This window comes from Paenibacillus sp. FSL R5-0623 (genome assembly GCF_037974265.1).
In the GTDB taxonomy this organism is placed as follows: Bacteria; Bacillota; Bacilli; order Paenibacillales; family Paenibacillaceae; genus Paenibacillus.
On sequence record NZ_CP150233.1, the window covers coordinates 2,185,224 to 2,209,378 of the forward strand.

Below are 24,155 nucleotides of genomic sequence, written 5' to 3' on the forward strand. Positions count from 1 at the left end.
AGTGGATTTTGTCCGCTTTGGATAGGGACAGATACAGAGGAGAGGCGCACTGAGAAAAATGAACACCAAAAAACCTCGCTCCGCTTCAAGCAGAACGAGGTTGGATGAAATGAGAAGTATGAAAGAGTGCGGATTACTTATATTGTACACCTGAGGAATATCGGTTGGACGCATTCCAGAGCAGATATTCATGCACATCCATGTCCTTCATCGCTCTGATCTGATCTTCCACTTGTTTCTTTCCATACTTGATATAATGTCCATTGCCCAGCCAGCTTGCTGTGAAATCCTGGATCCACGGGCGTATGACGGGTTTAAGATCCTTAGTGGGGTCCAGTTTCTTGTGTGTATCTTTCATCGAACCCTTGATGGTTGTGTAAGGATCTTTGTCAGGGTCCTTGACCCCGTACCAGCCAGTTGAATAGTGACTAGGGTATACCATCGGTGAGATCACGTCCACATTTTCGGATATTTTAACAAAATCCTGTCCAATGCCTTCAGCCGCAGGTACGGAAGCTGCATAACCGAAAATATCAACCGAGACACGCACACCTAACGGTGCCAGCTCTTTGCGTGCATATTGCACGAATTCAGCTACAACATCGACCCGGGACTTGTCAGATTTGGTGTATTTGAGTACATCAGCACGAGTTTCGAAACCTTCCGGGAAACGAACATAGTCAAATTGAATCTCTTTGAATCCAAGTTTGGCCGCTTCCTTGGCGATTTCGATATTATAGTCCCATACTTCCTTGCTGTATGGATTCACGAAGCTGTCGCCTTTGCCATTCGCCCAAACCGAGCCATCCTTGTTGCGGAAAGAAAGCTCCGGATTCTTCTTTGCAAGAATTGTGTCTTTGAATACTACGACACGTGCAATCGGGTAGACCTCATGTTTTTGCAATCGTTTCATCAAGGCATCGATATCCCGAATAAAAGGTTGGGATTTACCCATTTTCTGAAGCGCTTTGTTTTCTGTGGGATAAGTTATGTATCCGAGATCGTCTTTGATATCAATGACCATGGCATTCAGTTCTGTACTGTCTGTCAGCTCCAGCAATTCTTTCATGCGTGCGCCGCCGGCACTGTATGCCGTTACATAGATACCTTTGACCACGGGGGCATCAGGTTGTGGGTCGGTTTTAGCAGGTGGATTATCGGCATCGATAACAACCTGATCTTTTTGAGATTGGATAATTGCGGTGTTCAAACTGTTGGTTAACGATTGGAATTGAGGATTTCCCTGATCTGCTACTGCCGGAGCAACACCAAAGCCTCCAAAGGCCATAGCCAGTAAAGCCCAAAACATGTTCATTCATTTCCACTCCCTTATGTGTGCATTCCATGTATGAATTATACATTAAAGCCTCTGGGCTTTTAACCATATTAATCAAGTAATGAAACACATGGAAAAAATGAAAACCGCTTCCTGCTGAGGAAATCCCCTGCAAGAAGCGGCGTGATCAATCTGAAAAAATTATTGAATGTAAATCTCATTTTGATGCTCACAAATACTGTACTGAATGATTTCCATTGCGTCTCCCTGTTCCAGGATGCCCAGCCCATCCCGGAGGACAATCAGTGAGTCGAGTTCATTCGGTTTCAAGAAAGGGAGCATTTCCGGGCACCATCTGTTGACGATCTCAAACAGTTTTACCGTTTCCATATCCACAATAATCACCCTTTCCTACTCGAATTCCAAAATGGTAAGTCATTCGGCGCGATTCGGGAAAGCATATGGCCTGTGAAATTGAAGGGTTGAACCTGCTATACAACATATTTAGGAGCCGTACACCGTTATTATACCACAATGTTGTGAATTGTTAACCGTACAGGTGTCTCAACTTCTGCGGAATGAGCCCATAACACCAACCGTTTCCACAATGTTAACAAAAGCGTTTGGATCGGTATCCTTGATAATACGTTTAATTTCAACCAACTCGTAGCGGGTGGTTACGGTCATGAGCATGTCCTTTTCAATATCCGTGTATGCTCCCTGAGTCTTAATTTTGGTAACTCCACGAGGCCGAACCAGTAATTTTTTTAACATGGCTTCGGTTTCGTTTGTAATGATGTACAGTGTTACTTTGACGTGACTGATATGGATCAGATCAAGCACTTTGCCTGTAATGTAGATGGATACCATCGAGGCCAAGGCTGTATTCCAATTGTCACTCAGGTATCCTGCAAGCATAATGATCGTACCGTTCATGCCTGCCATCACTGTACCAATCGGAAAGTCTCTTTTTCGCGTGAAAATGGACCCAACAATGTCGAGTCCTCCTGTGGAACCGCCGACTCGGAAGGAAACGCCTGTGCCCATTCCAATAAGCACACCGCCAAATACAGAACTAAGTAAAGGATCTGTAGCCACAGCAAAAACAGGCAGAAGCGCTATGAACCAGGAGGTGGCTGCTACCGAAAGAATACTTAATGTAATGAAGCGTCGTCCAAGAATAAACCAACCTGCAATGAGCAGGGGAATGTTAAGAACAAAATACATTATACTAAGATTCAACGTTGTAAAATAACCCAGAAGCATTGAAATACCGGACACCCCGCCGCTTAAAAGCTGATGGGGGACCAAAAACCAGTTAAAGCCGCAGGCAATAGCTGCAGCACCCAAAATGATCACTAAAGAGTGCCAAATTATTTTGGGCAATTTAATCACCTCATTTATATTTAAAACCAGATTGCTGGTAATCTTGAATTGTTTTGTGATATAATAATTTGTGGATATTCTTGAGTAGGAAACTTTTCCTAAATGGAGCAATAAAATTTTGAAATGTTTCAAACACATGTATGTAGTTTTAGTCTTATGTTGGGGACCCATTCATGGAATTATATTCGTTAGTGAAAATAATTCGTCCCGTTGGGATACCCTATAAATATTAACGCTACTTAAGAATACAGACAACAAAGTGGATTGTCCACCATGTCCACCATATAAAAGGAGCATGAATAATTTTGACAAATTTAAACTTTACAGATTTCAATCTTGAACCACTGGTGCTGCAAGCCATCACTGAGCTCGGGTTTGAAGAAGCAACACCGATCCAATCCAAAGCGATTCCTTTGGCACTCGAAGGCAGAGATTTGATTGGTCAAGCTCAAACAGGTACGGGTAAAACAGCTGCATTCGGTATTCCGTTGATCAGCAAAATCTCAAAAAGTGACGAGAAAATCCGCGCCCTTATTATGGCACCTACACGTGAACTTGCAATTCAAGTTGCTGAAGAGATCGAAAAACTTACTCGCTTCAAAGGTCTGCGCTCCCTGCCAATCTACGGCGGACAAGATATCGTGCGTCAAATCCGTGCACTGAAAAGAAAACCACAGATCATCATTGGTACACCTGGACGTCTCCTTGACCACATCAACCGCAAAACAATCAAACTAGAAGATGTACAAACTGTTGTACTGGATGAAGCAGATGAAATGCTCGACATGGGTTTCATGGAGGATATCCAATCCATCCTGAAACAAGTTCCAGACGAGCGCCAAACGATGCTGTTCTCAGCAACAATGCCTCCTAACATTCAAAAATTGGCACAACAATTCTTGAACAATCCTGAACACATTTCTGTGATTCCGAAACATGTTAGTGCACCATTGATTGACCAATCCTATATCGAAGTACCTGAGCGTCAAAAATTCGAAGCATTGAGCCGTTTGTTGGATATGGAATCTCCTGAACTGGCGATCGTATTCGGACGTACAAAACGTCGTGTTGATGAATTGGCTGAAGCTTTGCAAAAACGTGGATATTCTGCAGACGGTCTTCATGGTGACTTGTCCCAGAATCAACGTGATGCGGTAATGCGTAAGTTCCGTGACGGCAGCATTGACGTACTCGTTGCAACAGACGTGGCTGCACGTGGTCTCGACGTATCTGGCGTAACTCACGTTGTTAACTTTGACCTTCCGCAAGATCCGGAGAGCTATGTTCACCGTATCGGTCGTACAGGTCGTGCGGGTAAAGAGGGTGCTGCTTGGTCCTTCGTTACACCGCGTGAGATTGATCACTTGCACTTCATCGAGCGTGTAACACGTCACCGTATTCCACGTAAACCACTGCCAACAATGGCAGAAGCGGTTGAAGGTAAACAACGTTTGACAGCAGAGCGCTTGCTGGAGATCGTACAATCAGGCGAACTGAACGAATACAAAGGTATTGCGATTCAAATGCTTGAGCAATATGATTCTGTTCAACTGTTGTCGGCTGCACTGAAGCTCCTGACAGGTGACAAGAAAGATGCTCAAGTTGATCTGACTCCTGAAGATCCAATCCGTGCGAAACGTCGTAAACCGGATGTTCGCTCTGGCGGACGTAAACCATCGGGTTACAGCGGTAACCGCACAAGTGGTAGCGGCGGCAGTGGTGGTGGTTACAACCGCGATCGCAACAGCAGTGGTAGCGGACGTGGCGGTTACAACCGTGATCGTAACAGCGGCAGCAGCACTGGCGGTGGAAGCAGAGAAGGTGGTTACAACCGTGACCGCAAACCGCGTCCAAGCAGTAACGAAGGACGTCGTCCAGCGAAAGATTCTTCTTTCGAGTAATATAAACGTATGATCTGAAAAATGGAGCGGGCAACTGCTCCATTTTTTTATTTTCAAAGTGACTGCATCATTTTATTTCACTGCCAGAAGCGGCCAGAGACGCTAGCTAGGGATAATGACGATCTCTTTTCGGGAAGTGCTGGCTTTTCCTATATATAATAAGGTATATTAATATTAGACTTCAGGTAATTCGCAAGGCTGCAGAGGAGGAGAAATGTTTGGAATTTAAAGGAGCTATGGGTGGGATCTACCGGCTTACAGAGTGGATTACGAGACTGGCCGCAACCAATCTGTTGTGGGCTATTTGTTCGTCTCCGTTCTTGTTTTTCTTGATTATGAAACTGCTCGTGATGCAGCAGAACCTCGCAAACGAATCATTGCAAATGAACTGGGCTATAGCTATTGTGGCACCGCTTACACTGTTCCCGGCGACTTCGGCGCTGTTTACGGTTGTTCGTAAATGGAATATGGGCGATACGGATGTACCGATCTTCCGTACTTTCTTTGTAGGTTACAAGGAAAACTACAAGCAAAGTTTAATTGGGGGCATTTTTTACACACTGCTATTCGCGATTATGTATCTGGATTATACCGTGTACATGACGCAGTTCCGCAATATGCAGCTCGTGGGAATCATCATGTTAGTACTGCTTCTCTTGTTATTTGTATCACTCTTTAACTTTTTCTCGATGGTTGTACATTATCATATGTCCATCGGACTCATTATCAAAAACGCGGTATTGCTTACGCTGATCAGACCATTCCGTGTATTTTCCACATTGCTGGGAAGTGGATTGCTGTTCTACATCGGTTTCCGTTATCCGGTCTTGTTTGTTTTCTTCATAATCAGCATCATTGCTTGGTTCGCTTTCTTTAACTTCTACGCAACCTTCAACAAGATGCAGGAGCAGATGGAGAAGATGCAACTCAAGAAGGAAGAAGAGGAAGCTGCTGCGCTGGCTGAACAATCAGGAGAGAATGGTGAAACATCTGAACCATCAGACGACAAAAACATTACATTGCAAAAATAAAACATGATGGATCGCCATTTACTTTTTACACAGTTAGGGATATAATAATTGTACATCCTGCGATGTACGTTTCGGTTATTCGTTGTTTTGAACCAATGATGATGTCTTCGGGAGATCAACACAGAATGTTGCTGAAAAGCCCTGTCTATACGACATGGGGACTTCAAAAAGCATTTTTGCGGTCACCCACCTGCCAAGCAGGTTCATAAGACAATGTAGCCGGACGGCATAGGCGGGTTCCTAAATCTTCATGTACAGCACCCTGACTTTTCCTCTACAAAAGGAATTTCAGGGTGTTTTTAAGTTGTGATGAATGTTTTTGATAGGTTTTAAGATAAATATGATGCTTGCCCTTTTGTTACTACTTGAACAATGTTACACTAAGATACATAAATGGAACGGTTACAATCAAAGGAGGAAGGGTCTTGACCTTAAAGAGAACGCTCGTCGGTATCATCCGCAGCATGGAGGGGACCAGCGATCGAGCCAAGGATCCCAAATTAAAAACACGGTATTATAACTTATCCAAAGACAGAGCCTGGGAAGAGGTCTCTTCGACACTCAAAAAGATTCCGGGTTATAAAGTGCTGCATGAAGTGCCTTCTGTTGGAGAAGTTATTCTGGAGAAGCGGACTACCTTTGGAAGGACGATGGATATTACAGTTTCCATTATCTCAGTAAGTCCTGTTCGCAGTGCGGTGGATATGTATTCAGCTTCACGTGGATCACTTGGAGACTTGGGTTCCAATTATCGCACGATTATGAACTTATTCTCTGTACTGGATAAAAAGCTAAGCAAGTATAAAGCAAATGATTGAAATAGATGATAAATAACAAAAAGCGAGTGAAGGTTAACCTTCCTCGCTTTTGTTCTGAACGTATGACAACTTCTACAGCAGAGCTTTTACAGCAGCAATCGCTTGTTCGAAGTTAGGGGAGTCTGTCATTTCAGGCAAATACTCCACATATGTAATCCGGTCTTCGGCATCCAAAACAAAAATGGAGCGCATGTCGAGTTGGAATTCTTTGATCAGAACGCCGTAGTCTTCACCGAAAGAACGTGTTTTGTAGTCTGACAATGTAACTACGCGGTCAACACCAGCTGCTCCACACCAACGAGCCTGAGCAAACGGAAGGTCAACGCTTACTGTCAAGACAACAACATTGTCTCCGAGTTCTCCGGCTTCCACGTTGAAACGACGAGTTTGCGCATCGCATACGCCAGTATCCAGGGAAGGAACAACGCTGATTAATTTGATTTTGCCTGCGAAGTCTTTCAGGGAAGCATCCTCAACCAGGTTCTTGCTCAGTGTAAAATCAGGTGCTTGATCGCCCACTTTCAGTTCGGGTCCGATCAATGTAATAGGGTTGCCTTTAAATGTGGCTACGCCTGTACGTTCTTGTGTCATAATAATGTTCCTCCTTATAAATTGGTGATCCGTGCCAAAATCCATTATAATCTTTTATGAAAGGCATTGTCCAATTCGGACATGTACCATTACGATGGATCAGAGATGTGAGTCCGATCTGAACAGGGTGGAGTGAAAGAAGAAATTTATGATATTTATTCGCTATGAAAACTGGAAAGGTTATTTGAAGTATTTCCCTTTGACGTCGCTTTTTTTAATTGCCAATGTAGTCATGTTTATTGTGTTAACGGTGAACGGTGGATCAACGAACAATATGGTGCTGCTGAAATTTGGGGCACTTACGAATCATGAACTGTTCGCACATGAGTGGTGGCGTTACATCACATCCATGTTCCTGCATGCGGGCTTCAGTCATTTATTGTTTAACAGCTTTGCGTTAATCGTATTTGCACCACCGATGGAGCGGTTGCTCGGGTCGGTAAGGTATGGTGTATTGTACCTGGGTGGTGGTGTATTGGGTAATATTCTTGCTGTTGCGTGGTACAACTCGGTTGGGAGTATTACGATCTCGGTAGGTGCTTCAGGAGCGATCTATGCCGTCTATGGTGCATTCCTGTATGTAGCGCTGTTCCAGCGAACGATGATGGACGAGGCTTCGCGCAAAACGATGTACACATTGCTTTTGTTCGGGATCATATTCTCCTTCGCCATGTCAGGCATCAACTGGATGGCTCACCTTGGCGGATTGTTGGGTGGATTCTTTATTTACGGACTGTTGATCAGATTGTGGAAACCCCGCAGCTTAAAGCGGTAGTCAGAACGTTCTCAAGATGGAATGCAATCAAGGATAAGTAGGGTATAACAGATTGGAGCGATCAGGCAAGTGGAATTAAGACAGTTGCATTACTTTTTGAAAGTGGCACAGAAGGAACATGTAACACAGGCTGCTGAAGAGTTGCATGTGGCACAGTCGGCGGTGAGTCGTCAGATTCATCAGCTGGAAGAAGAACTGGGCGTGGACCTTTTTATGCAAAAGGGACGAAACCTGCAGTTGACTGCAGTAGGGCAGCTTTTTTGCAAACGAATTGAAGGTATATTAAAGGATTTGGACAAGGCGGTCGGGGAAGTTCATGAGTTTTTGGACCCGGAGCATGGAGAGATTCGAATTGGATTTCCGCATAGCCTGGGGATTCATCTCATTCCTTCCGTGGTGGCTGCTTTCCGTCAGCGCTACCCCAACGTGAAATTCAGATTTAAGCAGGGGATGTTCCCTACGCTGATTCGTGATGTGTTATCCGGAGAGGTAGACTTGGCATTCATTTCTCCTTTTCCAGAGAAGCATGATCAAGTAGATGGCGATATTGTACTCACGGAAGAATTACATGCCATCCTTCCTCCTAATCACCCGTTAGCTGGTGAGGAGACAATTGCGCTTGAACAGCTCAAGGATGATAAATTTGTATTGTTTAGCAAAGGTTATTCTCTTCGTCCTATTGTGTGGCATGCCTGTCTGGAAGCTGGTTTTACACCCAAGATCGCTTTTGAAGGGGAAGAGACCGACACCATCCGCGGATTGGTCGCTGCGGGCATGGGGGTCAGTCTGCTGCCTGAGATGGCGTTATTCCAGACGAACCCTTTGCAACCGGCACATGTGGCTATCTCCCATCCAAAAGTAACGCGAACTATCGGGTTAATTCATCGTGCACATGATAAACTGCCGCTGGTTGCTCAGTCTTTTCGTTCATTCTTGCTTGATTATTTCGGTTTACAACAAAACAATACCCCATCCGATTAACGGTGGGGTATTGTTTTTTGTTTTTGTTGTATTAGGTATCCAATTAATCGCGGCTGTTGAAGATTCCGATGTAACGAATCAACTCAAGCAGTGAAATCAACGCTGCAGCAACGTAAGTCAAGGCTGCGGCATTCAGAACTTTTGCAACACCTTTTTCTTCTTCATTACGGATGTACCCTTCGGATACCATAATCTCTCTAGCACGATTACTTGCATTGAACTCAACCGGTAAAGTGATGAGTTGGAATGCTACAGTTACGGAGAAGAAGATGATACCGATACCTACAAGGTTCATGGCATTGAAGATGAATCCTGCAATCAACAGGAATGGAGCTAATCCGGATGCAAAGTTCACAATGGGGAAGATCCGGTGACGCAGTGCCAGCATAGGATAACTTTCTTTATGCTGAATGGCGTGGCCAACTTCATGACACGCTACCGAAACAGCTGAGATTGAGTTTTCGTAATATACTGGTTCTGATAAACGTACAACCCGATTGATCGGATCATAGTGGTCAGAAAGCGTGCCGCGTACAGGTTCAATTGGAACATCATGCAGGCCGTTAGCATCAAGCATCTGGCGAGCGGCATCGTAACCAGTCATTCCGTTCTGGTTCGGTACCTCCGACCAACGTCTAAACGTACCTTTAACGCGAAATTGCGCCCATAAAGAGAGCAAAAAGGCGATAATGATCAATACGAACATACCGTTATTAAAACTCATATTCATTCCTCCGCTTTCTAAAAGTAAGCTACATCATGGTGTTCTCAAGCAAGATTTTTAGTGCCTCCATTGTACCGGCACTTTTGGTGAGGAGTCCTGCCATCATTTTACGTGCTTGTACAGGTTTCATCTCTCCAAGTAGCGGCTTGAGCTCGTTAACCTCTCGCTCAAGTTGTTGTACATGAAGCTCCAACGTTGTCAATTTGCTGGCAACTTGTTCTTCTGTACTAACCAGACGCCACTTCTCAAGAGATTGCTTAATCTCGTCGAGACTATACTTCTCTTGTTTCATCTGTACAATACGTTCAAGCCTCGTTAAAGTTTCATTACTATAGAGACGATAATTTTTTTGTGTACGTTCTTCGGGAGAGATTAGTCCAAGCTTTGTGTAATAATCAATCGTCCGTTCACTAACACCAGCGGTCTTGGCAAGTTCGCCAATCCGAAAAAGTTTCATATCCCCAATGATATTCACCTCGCTTGCAAGTTCAAATGTAGGGAATTGTAGTTTCCACTTGTGAATTTCTAGACTACGCCCAATTTTTCTTACTAATAAGTATGATACATGATCTTTAACCGTACAGTCAAACGTTATGCTTTGGCAATCAGCATACTGCATTTCTATATCTATGTACTCATAGAATGTGATTATGTACTTAAGTGCAAGAAAAAGACGTATGACTTTATTCCCAGAAATAATTTTCAGTTTTGATGAAAATACTCTTGTCAACTTTCCTCTCTTCTGCTTATAATGACATTAAGAGTTTCACGTTATGTGAAGAAACTTAACATAAGAGGGAGTGGGGTATATGAGAAAGAAATGGTTGGTTTCCGTGTTAGTAATGCTTACTTTGTTCGCTTTTCCGGTCAGCGCATTTGCGGCTGCGGAGGGTCCGACTAACATTGAACTTCAAAGTGGTTTGAACTCAGCCTTTACGTTTTTGGCTGTTGTACTCGTGTTCTTGATGCAAGGGGGATTTGCTTTACTCGAAGCGGGTTCAACACGAATGAAGAATGCAGGACACATTGCGGGTAAGACCATCCTGACATTGGGGATTTCAGTTATTGCCTTCTGGGCTTTGGGCTTCGGTCTTGGTTTCGGTAATGGTAACAGCTTCTTTGGAACAACAGGATTCTTCCTGAGTGGTGACAAGATGGCTGCTTCCTTCGAATCACTGGCTTTCTCCGATGTTCCACTGACTATTAAATTCGTATTCCACCTCGCTTTTGCGGCGGTATCTCTGGCCATTGCCTGCGGTGGTATGGCTGAACGTGCAAAGATGAGCGTATATATTGTTTTCGGTACACTGTATACCATTATCATGTATCCGGTTGTTGCTCACTGGGTATGGGGCGGCGGCTGGTTGGCTGAGCTGGGTATGCAAGACTTTGCAGGATCGACAGTTGTTCACTTGACTGGTGCGACTGCAGCATTGGTAGCGACCATCTTGTTGAAACCACGTATTGGTAAATATAATAAAGACGGCAAACCTAACATCATTCCAGGTCACAACCAAGTGTATTCCGTACTCGGGGTTATCATCCTCTGGATCGGTTGGTTCGGATTCAACCCAGGTAGTACATTGTCTGCCATGGGGGATGGATTCTTCGGTTATGTTGCATTAACTACTAACGTAGCTGCTGCAGCCGGTGGTGTTGCTGCGCTGTTGATCTCATGGGCAGTACTTGGCAAGTCCGACATTCCTAGCATGTTAAACGGTGTGCTTGCGGCACTCGTTGCGATTACAGGAGCATGTGCATTCGTTGAACCTTGGGCAGCGCTGGTTATCGGTGCTCTGGCGGGTATCATCACATTCTTCACAGCACAGTACTTCGATCGTAAAGGAATTGACGATCCAATCTACGCTTTCTCTGTACACGGTATTGCTGGTATGTGGGGTGCGATCTCCACGGGCTTGTTCGCTACTCCTGAACTTGCCGAGAATGCGGGTGTAGGTCAAGCGGGTCTGTTCTATGGCGGTGGATTCCACCAATTGGGTGTACAACTTTTAGGTCTGGCAGGTGCTTTTGCCTTCGTACTGGTAATGTCCTTCATTATTCTGGGCGGGATGAAAGCGATCATGGGCATCCGTGTTACTGAAGAAGAAGAAACAATGGGTCTGGATATCAGTGAGCACGGTACTTACGGATACCCTGAACAAATGAAAAATGCAGATTCTAAATCCAATGGTGGTACGTTCAGCTCCTGAAGTGAATGATGCTGAATCATGCTTCAAGGAGGCTGGACATGATGGAACCCATCTCGTATACAAACTATTCCTGGTCTTATCAGGGAATGGATGGTGCGGTGTCTTCTCAAGAGCTGCGCCAGGCACGTGTGATATTACAGAACGAGCTCCAGGAATTGTTGTCCGCTTCCTTGTCGCCGATCGAGTGGTACCAAACGGTAAATGAACTGCATGACCGGATTGCACGGAAAGCAGTAGAGTTATGCATTCAGGGGATGGTTGAGGAAGGCTTCGGCCAACCTCCCGTCCCCTATGCCTTTATCGTATTTGGCAGTTCCGGCAGGGAAGAAGCAACGTTATGGAGTGATCAGGATAATGGCATGATCATTAGCGATATTCCGCATGAAGGGAAAGAGGAATATTTTGCTCAGCTCGGACAGCGTATGACGGATATGTTGGAAGAGCTTGGTTACGCCAAGTGCGAAGGCAAAGTCATGTGCTCTGAGCCCCTCTGGAGAAAAACGCTGGCGTCATGGAAGCAACAATTAGCAGATTGGAGCTCGGATCTGAATTGGGAGCCTGTTCGTAATCTGATTATTGCTTCAGACATGCGTTTTGTTGCAGGTGAGCAAAGTCTGGCGGAGGAATGGATCACTATTTTTTATGAACAGTTCAGACTGGTTCCTGAACTTTCGGATGCCGTTCTTCGCAATACGGTTAAACATAAAGCTACATTAAATGTACTTGGACGTGTGGTCACAGAACGATTTGGTGAACATGCAGGCGGATTTGATGTCAAGTATGGTTTGTACATTCCGCTGGTGAACAGTGCCCGTTATTTGGCTTTGCAACATGGGATCAAGGAGTCATCGACGTTAAAAAGAATGGAGAGATTGACTTCACTTGAAGCTGTTCCATTTACATTACTGGATGCATGCCAGCGGGCCTTCTTAGCTGCTTTGAAATTTCGCAGAAGTACACCGGTTGTCATCCAAGGGGAATTGCAACATAGTAGTGGGTTCCTGGATGAGAAACAGATGAAACAAAAACAGATTCATTATGAGCTCAGGGATACGCTCGGATTGGTACGACGAGTGCATCGAGCTCTGCAAAGACAGTTGCGTTTTGCAGAAAGGAGACGTCCATGAGAGAGCCGGCAAGGGGCAATACAGGATTCTGGAATTCGCTGCGTCAGGGAGGGGTTCCTTCCGCCATCGCTTCCATTATGGGAGCCCCTACGGCGCAACACATGGCGTTTATCCGCTCTATGATGAGAGAACAGCGCAGACCTGAGGTTCTGCATACACCTCTAAATGAGCTGGACGCAGTTGTATTTGACCTGGAAACGACGGGTTTTTCGCCCCAGCATGGGGATGAGATTATCTCATTTGGTGCGGTCCGTATACATGGTGGTGTGGTAGTGGAAGGGGAGCAGTTCTATACGGTGGTGCAGTCCAAGACTGCGGTTCCGGAACATATTACTGAACTTACAGGTATTACACAGGAGATGACGTTGGACGCACCAACTTTGCTGGAGGGACTGCATGATTTCATGTCTTTTGTAGGTGGAAATGTTCTGATTGCACACGCGAGTGCGCATGACCGAGCCTTTCTGAATGCTGCTCTGTGGCGGACTTCAAAAGTAAGGCTGACACATCGTTTAATTGATACGATGATGTTGGCCCGCTGGCTTGAACCAAGCAGGCCGGGGTATGGTCTGGATGAATTGCTGGAATCCAGAGGAATTCCGATCTATGGGCGTCACCATGCACTGGAAGATTCGAAAATGACTGCGCAGTTATGGTCCTGTTATCTGGAGGATATGACTCGTAAAAATGTGGAAACCTTGGGTGATCTGTATACCCAGCTAAGTCACGCATAACGGAACGGGAAGCAGATTGTATGAAGGTACAACGCGGTGTGCCGGATCCTGCGATTCCATCGAGGATTCAATCAGATAACCGTTCAGCTGCATATGAGATCGCAACCCGCTTGTTAGGTCAGGTGAGCCGATGAGGTACATTTGAAGCAAACCGGCGAAGGCCGGAAGAGCTTGCATGTCCTCTAAGGAAGGAACAGGACTTGTCTGCGGATGAGAATGGAAGATGCCAATGAGCTTAGGCTCGGAGAATACGCACCGAATCCATTCGGCATCGTCCAGGGTAAAATGGTGCAGCGGGTCAGGTGCTACGTTACGAATGGGCTGAAACCGACTGATTCGTATACCGCCCGCTGCGGTTTCACCCAGCATAACCCCGCAGGCTTCTTGCGGCAGCGAAAGGAACATGTGCTTTGACATCTCTTGTTCTACGGAAGAAGGGATGTAGAAGGTGTTTTGCTGCCCATGAAGTGCTGCCATTTGTATTCACCCCTCTCTCTTTGGCTCCTGCTATGGCAGGAGTCCTTTTTCATTTTATTTTCTGTAATGCGGATTGTAAAATTTTAAAGGAAAAGGGTACAATAATAAAGAGAACATTGGGGAATCAGGTTCTGGTGAACTGTGATAGAGCATGATAAACACTTAGCATGTGCAGAAATTACGGTTTCAGTTTCAATATGCTAATTATATAAAAGGGTGGCGGGTTATGAAACGAAACATATACATACTCCTTGGTGTTGTCTTGCTGGTTGGTATTGCACTGGCCCAGAATGCGGGTGACGGCATTGCAGCCGTCTTTAAGCAGGAAGAACCCATGCCTACAGAGACGGGACCTCGTGCGGGTCTTCTGGCGCCTGCTTTTTCTCTGACAGCAATGGATGGAAAGACGTACAGTGTGGGTGGTGCCAAAGATAAGGCCACGTTTGTCAGTTTCTGGGCGTCCTGGTGTGAGCCGTGTAAGCAGGAAGCACCAGAGCTGAACAGAATGGCTGCGAAATACAAGGATAAGCTTGACATGTATGGGGTTAATGTAACATCATACGATAAACTCAAAGATGCTAAAGCTTTTGTGGATGAGTACCAACTGACGTTCCCTATTCCCTTGGATGAGAAGGGGATAGTGTATGCTCAATACAATGGGGTGGCTTTTCCAACGAATGTTCTGATTGACTCCAGAGGAGTTATACAGGAGATTGTTCTGGGCATTTTGCCCGAGAAAGAGTTGGAACGTAAGATTAAAAAGTTAATTGCGAATTAATTTTCATGTAAACAAAGAAGCCTTTGCATCCATGAATCATGGGTACAGAGGCTTCTTTATATTTTCCGGGAAATAAGCGTTATTAGTGGTTGCTTATCCCATGAGCAGGAATAGGGAATGTGCCCGGCTCATCCTGCAATTTTTCTTGAAGCAAAGCATAACGGAAACTGTGTACGAGTGCTTCCCAACTTGCTTCAATTACGTTCTCGGATACACCAACAGTGTTCCATGTGTTCTCCGTATTTTTGGATTCGATCAATACACGAACTTTGGCGGCTGTGGCATCTTTCTCATCCAGTACACGTACTTTGTAGTCCGAGAGGTGCATATTGGCAAGTGAAGGGAAGTATTGCACCAGTGCTTTCCGAAGCGCGTTATCGAGTGCGTTAACTGGACCATTGCCCTCAGCAGCGGTATAAGCGCTTGTTCCAGCGATATTCACTTTGACAAAAGCTTCAGAAACAACGGATTTGCCTGCCGTTTTCTCCACAAGCATTTTGAATGATTCAAACGTGAACAATTCTTTCATGTCACCGTTTGCTTCACGAATCAACAATTCGAGCGAAGCATCTGCGCCTTCGAACTGGTAACCCTGATGCTCCAGATCTTTGATCTTCTCAATAATCTGACGTGAATTGGCACTGCTTGGATCGAACTCAAGCCCCAGTTCCTGTGCTTTGGATACAATGTTACTTTGTCCGGCAAGTTCCGAGACCAGCACACGTTGCTTGTTACCGACCAGTTCGGGCACGATGTGTTCATAGGTACGTGAATCCCGCAGGATGGCAGAGACGTGAATCCCACCTTTGTGAGCAAAAGCAGCATTGCCGACGTAAGGCTGATTAATCGGCATATTCACATTGGCAATCTCGCTAACATAACGAGCTACGTTTGTAAGTTGTCTCATGGAATCCTCAGTAACACATTCATAGCCGAGCTTCAGTTGCAAGTTCGGGATAATGGATGCGAGATTGGCGTTACCGCAACGCTCTCCATAACCGTTCATCGTTCCTTGAACCTGACGGGCTCCGGCTTGTACAGCGCTGAGTGTGTTGGCCACAGCCAGTTCACAATCATTATGTGTATGGATGCCGAGATGTGCGTGAGGCAGGCTTCTATGCAGTGTGGATACGATCTCGTGTACCTCGTTTGGCATCGTCCCGCCGTTGGTATCACACATAACGAGCCAGTCCGCTCCAGCTTCATGAGCTTTGGTCAAGACCGCTTGAGCATACTCCGGGTTATGTTTGAATCCATCAAAGAAGTGTTCTGCATCAAAGATTACTTCCATACCATTTTGTTTCAGATAGGCGATGGAATCATAGATCATGGACAAGTTTTCTTCCAATGTAGTCTGCAAAGCGGTGTGCACATGGAAGTCCCATGATTTACCAACCAGAGTTGCAGCCTGAGCACCAGATTCGATCATGCGCTTCAGGTTGGCATCTTCACTAGCAACACTGCCTTTACGGCGTGTACTGCCAAAAGCAACAACCTTTGCGTTCAGGTTTAATTCCTTGACTCTTTTGAAAAACTCAATGTCCTTGGTATTGCTGCCGGGAATTCCGCCTTCAATATAATGGACACCTAGGTCATCAAGCTTCTTGGCAATTTTGAGTTTGTCGTCTGCCGATAAGCTGACACCCTCCCCTTGTGTGCCGTCACGTAAAGTCGTATCGAAGATGGAAATGGCCTTTGACATGAAGATCCTCCTTTGAGATAAAGCGCTCTTTTAAAAGATTGGATTGTAAGTTGGGAAAAGCTGTTAAGTACGTTAGTGGACGAATCCTTCGATTCGGCAACGCTACACTGTGTTAAACTCGATGCGCTGATTTGTCCTAATGTCGTCAATTTGTATAATTAATTATTATAGCACCATTATAGCCAAATGCTACATAGAAATCGCAGTTTCATGTAACAATTAACGGATTTTAGAGAAAAAAGAAGGATGTTAATCATAAACCGGATGTATGTTATAATCTATAATTGAGTTTTATTTGGAATATATGGAAGAAAAGGAGGGGTGATTTTGACTTTTTTATGGGGAAATACGATTATTGCCCTGATTACTTTGATACTATTTGTGAGTGTAGGATGGTTAATTATTCGATCTCTGATCAGATCTCGGAGAAAATAAAAGCCGGTGACTGAATTAACATAACAGGTTTGATATACTATAGAAGAAAGTGATTTAGTTTCATTAATTAGTTTGCATGAAAGGGCGGGGGTTCATGATGTCTTCAGACGGCAATCCTCCAGCAAATGTGGATCAATATTACCCTGCAGCCGGACGAGTGATTCTGCATGTCGATATGAATGCTTTCTACTGCTCTGTACATGAAGCCGAGGAACCAGATTTATATAGAGGAAAAGCAACGGCCGTTGCGGGTAGCAGTGAACTGCGCAAGGGTGTCATTGTAACCTGCTCATATGTTGCTCGTAATCGAGGCATCTCAACAGGCATGGTTGTACACCAAGCCATGAAAAAGTGCCCTGATCTCATTGTGATTCGTCCTGATTTTCATTTATATCGTCAATATTCAAGAGCTTTCATGCAGATTGCGTATAGTTATACCCCTCAACTTGAGGCAACATCCATTGATGAATGTTATCTTGATATCACAGGTTCAAGGCAATTCGGGAATCCAATGGAGATTGCGGAGAGCATTCAGCGTAGAATCAAGGATGAATTGGGGTTGCCATGTTCCATTGGCATTGCGCCCAACAAATTATTGGCAAAAATGGCTTCGGATCTGAAAAAACCGAACGGTATTTCCATTTTACGCATGAGGGACGTACCCCGGATTCTTTGGCACAGACCATGCAACGAGATGTTTGGCATTGGCAAAAAAACGGCTGAAAAGTTGAAAAAACTGGGCATTGAAACGATTGGTCAATTGGCCAAGTCGGATGAGAACATGTTGACCGAACTATTCGGAGTTAATGGAGCATGGCTCAAAAATTCCGCGAATGGCATTAACCATTCCGCAGTTCACGCGGAACGTGAGGCCAATAAATCCATTGGGCATACAACCACTTTACCGGCGGATGTATCGGATATGAATGAGATTCATCGGGTATTCCTCAATATAAGTGACCAGGTAGCCAGAAGATTGCGCAAGCACGAAATGTTCAGCCAGGGGATTCAGATTACGATCCGCACACCGGATATGAAGACAATCACCCGATCACGTCTAATGGAAGTTCCTACGGAGGATGCAACGGTCATATACCGTGAGGCCTGTAAACTATTTGAGAAGCATTGGGGTAATGGCAAGCCTGTACGCATGCTGGGTGTGACACTTCAGAACCTGATTCCAAGAGAAGAATCCGCTGTACAGATGGACTTGTTTGAATATGAGCAGAAGCCCAAGAAGGACAATCTGATTCGGATTATGGATCAGTTACGTGATAAATTTGGTGAGAATGCTGTTGTGACCGCAGGCATGCTTGGAGATGATCCTTCCGTACTGCTTCGTAATCATAAAGTGCGCGGTACTTCCCTGCAAAAAGATAACTTGCAAAGTCTTGATTAAATAAGGGATAATAAAGACTTGTGGTTGCAAAATGATTTGTAATTATCCTTACTTTGGTTTAATATGTTTCTAGATAAAAACACTGTACGTTTCGAATTTTAGGAGGAGAGAATGTAAATGAGTAAATATACTTGGGTTGAAAAAGACACATGCATCGCATGTGGCGCTTGTGGAGCAACGGCTCCAGACATCTACGATTATGATGATGAAGGTTTGGCTGAAGTTATCTTTGACGGCGATGCTAACAAAGGGATCAAAGCGATTCCAGACGACTTGTTTGACGATATGCAGGATGCATGCGATGGCTGCCCTACAGACTCAATCAAAGTAGCGGACGAGCCTTTCAATAAAGAGGGATAAGTATTTCTCACTTGAACAAGAGCACTTTCTTTTGTCTTAACGACAAGGGAAGGTGCTTTTTTTGTCTTCATTCAACTGTGATGATCTGATCAGTGGATCAAGGACGAACATTGTCGAAACCCCCTTTTTCCACCGGGTACTCAAGTCCTATGGATTCAACGCCTGGTTATGCCGATATATAATGATATACGGAAAAAGGCGAAATAGTGGAGGATCGGATGCAAAATACTCATCTAAGAACATATGTCAAGAAACATCCAGACAATAAAATGGCTTGGTACTTGCTCGGAAAGGAGTACTTGGGCGAAGGGCAGGAGGCCAAAGCCAACTATTGCTTTCAGCAAGCGGGCGAGGTTTACGAGGCATTTGAACGCAGTAAAGCTCCTGCGGACATCTGGGTGGACTATCAGGAAAAATTGGTGGAGATGTCTGAGCAAAAAGAGAAAAAACAACGTAGACGCAAAATGTGGCTTACGTTGTTCATGCTGCTGGTGCTGGCAGGTCTGCCACCTGCGGACGCTCCGGGTTTTAGTCGTGAAGCAGCCGACGCACTGTCAGCAGCACTGGAATCCACAGAGGATATCGCAGCGCCTGTAGAAGCGGATCAACAGGCTGGGACTGCATCCATTGCGCCAAGCAATGTGTTCACCGCTGCGGCATTTGGTGGAGGCAACCATGGCGAGGGTGCGCTCGCAGCTGCCTGGTCCGGGTCTGGCCCGAAAGTAGAGACCTCTGCTGTACTGGGTATGCAAACCTCGGATGACTGGTCTTTATGGAAGCGAAATATGCCTGTGAAATACATAGTACAAACCAATACAAGCGGCAAATTAACTGCACAGAGTTATGATGCAAAGCAATGTAACTGTGAACCTCCTGAAATTACACCGAAAATCAAAAAGATGGCCTTGGCGTGGACCGCCAGGCAGGAAGCTGCTGCATCATTATCAAGTGCAATCGTGGCCTATCGCAAAAAAAATGATGCTTGGCCCAAGAGTGTAACGCAAATGGCCCAGCCATTTCCGAACAATATTCTGGGAGAGACTGCGCCAGGGATGACCGAGATGTTTCCGAAGCTGTTAGCTCTGCATCAGAGAAAGGCACAAGAAGGAAAGAGCGATTCAAATGGTAAAGAGAGCGGTTCAACATCTTTGGATTCGTCTCAAGGCAAAAATACCGCTTTTGCAGATACGCTGGGAGGTCAGCCTTTTTTGCAGGAACCGCTGGAGATTGTCATTGATAAGGATAAACATAAACTTGCATTAATCAGTGGGGATACCATTGTTCGTATGTATGATGTGGGACTTGGAGGTAATCGAACACCGGAGGGTTCATTTGTCATCACGGATAAAGTGGTCAATCCGAATGGGCGCTCGAACGGTGAGTTTGGAAGCAGAGGTATGCAGCTCTCGAATACGAATTATGCCATCCATGGGACCAACGAGCCAGACAGTATCGGACTGGATGAGTCCCTTGGATGTGTGAGAATGCGTACAGGAGATGTAGAAGAGTTATTCGCTCTTGCTCCGCAAGGCACTCCGGTACGCATTGGAGAAGATGTACTGCCAGATCTGACGCTTGTTCCAGAAGCAAAGCAGCGTTATCAGCATACACTTGTTCCAAAGCAGAATAATCCGAACAAAACGTATCACTGGCTGAATTGATCTGTTTGATATGTAGAATCAGATGGATTCAGCCTGAATCATCTACATGTTGGCAATAATGATAAGAGCACCGATGATGATGATCAAGCCGCCTACACTGGCTGCTGTCCATGCAATGGCTTTGCGATTCACTTCTTCTTTCTTTTGCTGTAATGCAGGTGGTTTACGTTTGGGAGCCATGAGTTATTCCTCCTTATTTGGAATAGAACTGGTGTAGAGTAACCATGCTCTCATTGTAAAGAATTCAACTCGTCATTACCAGTGGGCGGGTGGATTTCTTGTGAGCATTTTGTATTATTCGATTTGTGCTGTCTATGCGCAAACTACTTTCCTTTTTAATAAGAAACAGATAGACTTGTGTGTAGAGTGTTTTTTACATATGAAAAGACGGAAAGCGGCTTTTTGGCGTACCGGACCAGAACGGAGTGAGTGATTTGTTATACAGAAGTCTTGCTAAACCTTTGTTGTTCAAAATGGACCCTGAACAGGCCCATCATCTGATTATTGGCGGCCTTAGTGGCGTGGGTAGCATCCGTCCGGTTCCTTCCGGACTGCGAGTGATGTACGGCGTTCGTGAAACGTCTGATCTGGCTGTTGACATGTTTGGGTGTCATTTCCCTACACCTGTTGGTCTGGCTGCGGGTCTGGACAAAAACGGACAGGCCGTAACGGGCTTTTCTTCCATCGGATTTGGATTCATGGAAGTGGGAACCGTGACACCACTTGCACAACCAGGTAACGATCAGCCACGGCTGTTCCGTTTGCCACCAGATGAGGCTTTGGTGAACCGAATGGGCTTCAACAATCTTGGTGCGGAAGCGATGGCAGGTGAATTGGCACGTCTACAGGATCGGCGAATTCCAGTGGCTGTTAACATCGGCAAGAATAAAGCAACGTCTAATGAGGAAGCTCACTTGGACTATTCGAAGTGCATTCAGGCACTATACGATTATGCTGATCTGTTCGTGGTTAATATCAGTTCACCAAATACTCCGGATTTGCGTAATCTGCAACATGGGAATGAATTGAAGGAACTGCTCGCTGCGGTTATGAACGAGATGAACGTGCAGCATGCACGAGCGGGTGGAGCGACCAAATCCGTTCTGGTGAAGATCGCACCGGATGTGAATGATCAGGAACTTGAATATATGGTTCGCACAATTGCAGATAGCGGTGTTGCTGGCATTATTGCAACGAACACAACCATCAGTCGTACAGGACTTTCCCACCAACATGCAAAAGAGACTGGCGGTCTGAGCGGTAAACCTCTGCGTGAGCGTTCTACGGAGATTATTCGCCAGATCTATCATCAGACCGAAGGCAAACTTCCGATCATCGGTTCAGGTGGTATTTTCACAAGTGTGGATGCATACGAGAAAATTAAAGCCGGAGCAAGTCTGGTCGAAATATATACAGCATTGATCTACGAAGGACCTGAGGTGAATCGGCGTATTCATGCCGGACTGCGTGAGTTACTTCGCAAGGACGGTTATCGTCATATCTCTGAAGCGGTTGGTGCGGAGCATCGTTAAGAAGGAATGTGGATCCCCGGATTGAAAATATAGAAGCATGGAAGAGCGTAAAATGGTTCAGGACTCTTCCCCCCACCAAACATCATGTATAATGGAATAGAACAGGGGACGCTATAGAGACAGGAGGCATAAGCATGGACGGTAGAGACTGGGGTACATTTTTACTTCCTTATGAACAAGCGGTAGAGGAATTAAAAGTCAAGTTTAAGACAATGCGGGCGGAGCTGAAAAAACGGGAAGAGTATGCCCCGATTGAATTCGTTACCGGTCGTGTCAAAAAAATATCCAGTATTCTGGAGAAATCCAGACGACTGAATGTGTCGCTTGATGACGTGGAAACAGGCATTGAGGATATTGCAGGTATCCGCATTATGTGCCAGTTCGTGGATGATATCCGTCGGGTTGCCGAGTATATTCGAGGTCGTAAGGATCTCACGGTACTCATTGAGAAAGATTACATTACGAATTTCAAAGAGAGCGGCTATCGCAGCTTCCATATGATTATTGAGTATCCCGTTCAGACGGCTCTTGGACAAAAGAAAGTTTTGGCCGAGATACAGATCCGGACGCTTGCCATGAACTTCTGGGCTACCATTGAACATTCGCTGAGTTACAAGTTTAGGGAAGGGTTACCTGATGAGATGAGAACCAGGCTGAAAAAAACGGCTGAGGCTGCGTTTATACTGGACAACGAGATGTCTGCAATTCGTCTACAGATTTTGGAGGCGCAGAAGGCATTTGAGGATGATTCCAATATCGTGTCAAGAACATTGAATATCATTCATCAATTATACTTCTACCATCTTGTCAGTGAAGCAATTGAAGCACAGAAGCGATTTAACGATTACTGGGAACGGCATGATATGGAAGGGCTCAAAGACTTGCTGGATGACGTGAAGAAACTTCTGAACAACGCCAGAAAGGGCGAAAACCCGGATGAGCATCTATGAGCCACTGTACGTTGACTACTTAATCTACTTCAATCGTGATCAGGATTATTTCGAGTGCCATGAGGTGCTGGAAGAATTGTGGCTTGAATGTAACCGGGATTCTCTCTATAAAGGGTTGTTGCAAATTGCAGTTGGTTTGTACCACTTCAGGAATGGCAATCTCCGCGGAGGAACGATGATGTTACAGAGCTCACTTGATCTTCTGGAACCTTATCCTGCTACGATTCTGGGCATAGACCTAGGGGCTTTGGTACGGGATGTACAGGAAATCGTGAAGCAACTGTCCCAATCAGATGTTCAGTCTGTGACTTACAGGGATTTGTCCATACGAATTGTTGATGAGGTCTTGGAACAAGAGATATCTAGAAGATCGCTTGAGCTAAAACCTAATATTCCGCAGCGCCGGAGTCCTACCAGAGGGCGAATATACGAAGAGAAGATGAAGGCGATGGATCAGAGTAAAAGTTGAACCGTAATCTGCGTTAACATTCAAATGAGCATCCCATGGATATGAAGTTACATGGTTATGAAACACCCCGACGATTCCTGTAAAGGGAAAGATCGGGGTGTTTTTGAATGTTGCGTCATATTCAGATGATTGCATGTGGCACAGCCTGTCCTTCAACAGAACAGTGTCTGGTGATACAAGTGCCTGATTGTAGATACTTGTGGAAACGGACCTAGAGCAGTTAGCTTGCCGAAGGAGCGGTACTGCCTTTATATTTTTGGAAAAATTGTTTGTAATCATCCAGTGTGTAGCCTTGGTCACTGCCATTCTCTTTCAGTCCGCCAACCATACGGTCTTTCTCGACACCAGCCTCATAATAGACGAGTGTAGGCGTGAACTCGATATTGTAATCGGTCCATCCTGCTTCGAATTCACGCAGATTGAACTGTGGAAGCTCAATACCTTCACTGTCAACCAGTGGCATCAACTGAGGTGTTGTGGCACGGCAGTGCGAGCAGTCGGAAGCAAAAAAATAAACAAAAAAGCTGTCTTTGTTATCGATTTTGGCTTTGAGATCAGTGGGAACAATAATTTGTTGATAGTTGGGATCACTAAGTAGCTCCCTTGTAGCTGGATTAAGCTTGGAAGCAGCGATGCCATAAGCATTTTCCACTGAATCCATCTGTTTCTTGGATTGCTGGTCTACGACAACCAGTGCTGCAATCATAATGATTAAAATACCCAGGAAAATAAGGATCGCAGCACTTTTCTTTTTCTTCTTGGATTTCATTGGACATCCCCCATCGATCATATCGAAATATAGTTTGGGCAAAAATAAGGTTGGGATAATATGCATAAA

25 protein-coding genes and 1 other RNA gene are annotated in these 24,155 nt (G+C 45.2%); 16 read left to right on the plus strand and 10 right to left on the minus strand.

Features of this window, described 5'->3' with window-relative positions; translation table 11 throughout:
* Positions 1 to 133: 133 nt before the first annotated feature.
* The 3 genes from MKY92_RS10090 to MKY92_RS10100 all read right to left on the minus strand — a co-directional run bounded on the left by MKY92_RS10090 (position 134) and on the right by MKY92_RS10100 (position 2,662).
* The gene (locus MKY92_RS10090; RefSeq protein ID WP_339300507.1) at positions 134 to 1,315 is read right to left on the minus strand and encodes a putative glycoside hydrolase; all 1,182 of its coding nucleotides are present in this window, start codon (positions 1,313 to 1,315) and stop codon (positions 134 to 136) included.
* Between the two features lie 162 nt (positions 1,316 to 1,477).
* On the minus strand, positions 1,478 to 1,666 hold the full coding sequence (locus tag MKY92_RS10095; protein ID WP_029880762.1) for a hypothetical protein: 189 nt from the start codon (positions 1,664 to 1,666) through the stop codon (positions 1,478 to 1,480).
* 174 nt (positions 1,667 to 1,840) lie between these two features.
* Positions 1,841 to 2,662, minus strand: a complete 822-nt coding sequence (locus MKY92_RS10100; RefSeq protein ID WP_036609659.1) for a YitT family protein — start codon at positions 2,660 to 2,662, stop codon at positions 1,841 to 1,843.
* 305 nt (positions 2,663 to 2,967) lie between these two features.
* Here MKY92_RS10100 and MKY92_RS10105 point away from each other — a divergent pair, with 305 nt between their 5' ends.
* The 4 genes from MKY92_RS10105 (at position 2,968) to MKY92_RS10120 (ending at position 6,412) form a co-directional block, all read left to right on the plus strand.
* Entirely contained in the window at positions 2,968 to 4,563 is a 1,596-nt protein-coding gene (locus MKY92_RS10105; RefSeq protein ID WP_339300508.1) for a DEAD/DEAH box helicase, read from the plus strand.
* Positions 4,564 to 4,781: 218 nt separating this feature from the next.
* Positions 4,782 to 5,594 carry a DUF624 domain-containing protein gene (locus MKY92_RS10110; protein ID WP_074094451.1) on the plus strand — a complete coding sequence of 271 codons (813 nt, stop codon included), beginning with the start codon at positions 4,782 to 4,784 and terminating at the stop codon, positions 5,592 to 5,594.
* 51 nt (positions 5,595 to 5,645) lie between these two features.
* Positions 5,646 to 5,837: non-coding RNA, 6S RNA (gene ssrS / locus MKY92_RS10115), on the plus strand.
* A gap of 182 nt (positions 5,838 to 6,019) precedes the next feature.
* Positions 6,020 to 6,412: a DUF1499 domain-containing protein gene (locus tag MKY92_RS10120; RefSeq protein WP_017689382.1), complete on the plus strand. Its 393-nt coding sequence runs from the start codon at positions 6,020 to 6,022 to the stop codon at positions 6,410 to 6,412.
* Between the two features lie 72 nt (positions 6,413 to 6,484).
* On the opposite strand, the gene tpx is transcribed toward MKY92_RS10120, so the two are convergent.
* Positions 6,485 to 7,003: a thiol peroxidase gene (gene tpx, locus MKY92_RS10125; RefSeq protein ID WP_339300510.1), complete on the minus strand. Its 519-nt coding sequence runs from the start codon at positions 7,001 to 7,003 to the stop codon at positions 6,485 to 6,487.
* 148 nt (positions 7,004 to 7,151) lie between these two features.
* On the opposite strand from tpx, the gene MKY92_RS10130 reads away from it, so the two are divergent.
* Positions 7,152 to 7,778 carry a rhomboid family intramembrane serine protease gene (locus MKY92_RS10130; protein ID WP_036609651.1) on the plus strand — a complete coding sequence of 209 codons (627 nt, stop codon included), beginning with the start codon at positions 7,152 to 7,154 and terminating at the stop codon, positions 7,776 to 7,778.
* A gap of 69 nt (positions 7,779 to 7,847) precedes the next feature.
* Entirely contained in the window at positions 7,848 to 8,759 is a 912-nt protein-coding gene (locus tag MKY92_RS10135; RefSeq protein WP_036609648.1) for a LysR family transcriptional regulator, read from the plus strand.
* A 43-nt stretch (positions 8,760 to 8,802) separates the two neighbouring features.
* On the opposite strand, the gene MKY92_RS10140 is transcribed toward MKY92_RS10135, so the two are convergent.
* Both MKY92_RS10140 and MKY92_RS10145 read right to left on the minus strand, forming a co-directional pair.
* A complete protein-coding gene (locus tag MKY92_RS10140; protein WP_036609646.1) occupies positions 8,803 to 9,483 on the minus strand; it encodes a zinc metallopeptidase in 681 nt (226 codons plus the stop codon).
* 28 nt (positions 9,484 to 9,511) lie between these two features.
* Positions 9,512 to 9,940, minus strand: coding sequence for a MerR family transcriptional regulator (locus tag MKY92_RS10145; protein WP_076209500.1), 429 nt, complete (start codon positions 9,938 to 9,940; stop codon positions 9,512 to 9,514).
* Between the two features lie 352 nt (positions 9,941 to 10,292).
* Between MKY92_RS10145 and MKY92_RS10150 the strand changes: the two genes are divergently transcribed.
* Genes MKY92_RS10150 through MKY92_RS10160 form a run of 3 tightly spaced genes read left to right on the plus strand, consistent with a single transcriptional unit; the run spans position 10,293 to position 13,554 of the window.
* On the plus strand, positions 10,293 to 11,693 hold the full coding sequence (locus MKY92_RS10150; protein WP_221823363.1) for an ammonium transporter: 1,401 nt from the start codon (positions 10,293 to 10,295) through the stop codon (positions 11,691 to 11,693).
* Between the two features lie 38 nt (positions 11,694 to 11,731).
* The gene (locus MKY92_RS10155) at positions 11,732 to 12,820 is read left to right on the plus strand and encodes a DUF294 nucleotidyltransferase-like domain-containing protein (RefSeq protein WP_339300511.1); all 1,089 of its coding nucleotides are present in this window, start codon (positions 11,732 to 11,734) and stop codon (positions 12,818 to 12,820) included.
* On the plus strand, positions 12,817 to 13,554 hold the full coding sequence (locus MKY92_RS10160) for an exonuclease domain-containing protein (RefSeq protein ID WP_339300512.1): 738 nt from the start codon (positions 12,817 to 12,819) through the stop codon (positions 13,552 to 13,554). The genes MKY92_RS10155 and MKY92_RS10160 overlap by 4 nt, the downstream gene beginning before the upstream one ends.
* Here MKY92_RS10160 and MKY92_RS10165 read toward each other — a convergent pair.
* The gene (locus MKY92_RS10165) at positions 13,540 to 14,031 is read right to left on the minus strand and encodes a M67 family metallopeptidase (RefSeq protein WP_339300514.1); all 492 of its coding nucleotides are present in this window, start codon (positions 14,029 to 14,031) and stop codon (positions 13,540 to 13,542) included. The genes MKY92_RS10160 and MKY92_RS10165 overlap by 15 nt on opposite strands.
* A gap of 226 nt (positions 14,032 to 14,257) precedes the next feature.
* Between MKY92_RS10165 and MKY92_RS10170 the strand changes: the two genes are divergently transcribed.
* Positions 14,258 to 14,809, plus strand: a complete 552-nt coding sequence (locus MKY92_RS10170) for a TlpA disulfide reductase family protein (RefSeq protein ID WP_339300515.1) — start codon at positions 14,258 to 14,260, stop codon at positions 14,807 to 14,809.
* A gap of 82 nt (positions 14,810 to 14,891) precedes the next feature.
* Here MKY92_RS10170 and cimA read toward each other — a convergent pair whose 3' ends face one another.
* Complete coding sequence (gene cimA / locus MKY92_RS10175; RefSeq protein WP_339300517.1) at positions 14,892 to 16,511, minus strand: citramalate synthase; 1,620 nt, start codon at positions 16,509 to 16,511, stop codon at positions 14,892 to 14,894.
* Positions 16,512 to 17,043: 532 nt separating this feature from the next.
* Here cimA and MKY92_RS10180 point away from each other — a divergent pair.
* The 3 genes from MKY92_RS10180 to MKY92_RS10190 all read left to right on the plus strand — a co-directional run bounded on the left by MKY92_RS10180 (position 17,044) and on the right by MKY92_RS10190 (position 20,366).
* Entirely contained in the window at positions 17,044 to 18,345 is a 1,302-nt protein-coding gene (locus MKY92_RS10180) for a DNA polymerase IV (protein WP_339301749.1), read from the plus strand.
* 117 nt (positions 18,346 to 18,462) lie between these two features.
* Complete coding sequence (locus MKY92_RS10185; protein WP_090924741.1) at positions 18,463 to 18,705, plus strand: ferredoxin; 243 nt, start codon at positions 18,463 to 18,465, stop codon at positions 18,703 to 18,705.
* Between the two features lie 218 nt (positions 18,706 to 18,923).
* The gene (locus tag MKY92_RS10190; protein WP_339300518.1) at positions 18,924 to 20,366 is read left to right on the plus strand and encodes a L,D-transpeptidase family protein; all 1,443 of its coding nucleotides are present in this window, start codon (positions 18,924 to 18,926) and stop codon (positions 20,364 to 20,366) included.
* A gap of 42 nt (positions 20,367 to 20,408) precedes the next feature.
* Here MKY92_RS10190 and MKY92_RS10195 read toward each other — a convergent pair whose 3' ends face one another.
* A complete protein-coding gene (locus MKY92_RS10195) occupies positions 20,409 to 20,546 on the minus strand; it encodes a hypothetical protein (RefSeq protein ID WP_017689367.1) in 138 nt (45 codons plus the stop codon).
* A 254-nt stretch (positions 20,547 to 20,800) separates the two neighbouring features.
* Between MKY92_RS10195 and MKY92_RS10200 the strand changes: the two genes are divergently transcribed.
* The 3 genes from MKY92_RS10200 (at position 20,801) to MKY92_RS10210 (ending at position 23,317) form a co-directional block, all read left to right on the plus strand.
* Positions 20,801 to 21,898: a quinone-dependent dihydroorotate dehydrogenase gene (locus tag MKY92_RS10200; RefSeq protein ID WP_339301751.1), complete on the plus strand. Its 1,098-nt coding sequence runs from the start codon at positions 20,801 to 20,803 to the stop codon at positions 21,896 to 21,898.
* Between the two features lie 134 nt (positions 21,899 to 22,032).
* Positions 22,033 to 22,848: a GTP pyrophosphokinase family protein gene (locus tag MKY92_RS10205; RefSeq protein ID WP_036609636.1), complete on the plus strand. Its 816-nt coding sequence runs from the start codon at positions 22,033 to 22,035 to the stop codon at positions 22,846 to 22,848.
* On the plus strand, positions 22,835 to 23,317 hold the full coding sequence (locus MKY92_RS10210) for a DUF309 domain-containing protein (RefSeq protein ID WP_339300520.1): 483 nt from the start codon (positions 22,835 to 22,837) through the stop codon (positions 23,315 to 23,317). Before MKY92_RS10205 ends, MKY92_RS10210 begins: the two co-directional genes overlap by 14 nt.
* 220 nt (positions 23,318 to 23,537) lie before the next feature.
* On the opposite strand, the gene MKY92_RS10215 is transcribed toward MKY92_RS10210, so the two are convergent.
* Positions 23,538 to 24,086, minus strand: a complete 549-nt coding sequence (locus tag MKY92_RS10215; RefSeq protein ID WP_339300522.1) for a thioredoxin family protein — start codon at positions 24,084 to 24,086, stop codon at positions 23,538 to 23,540.
* Between the last annotated feature and the right edge of the window lie 69 nt (positions 24,087 to 24,155).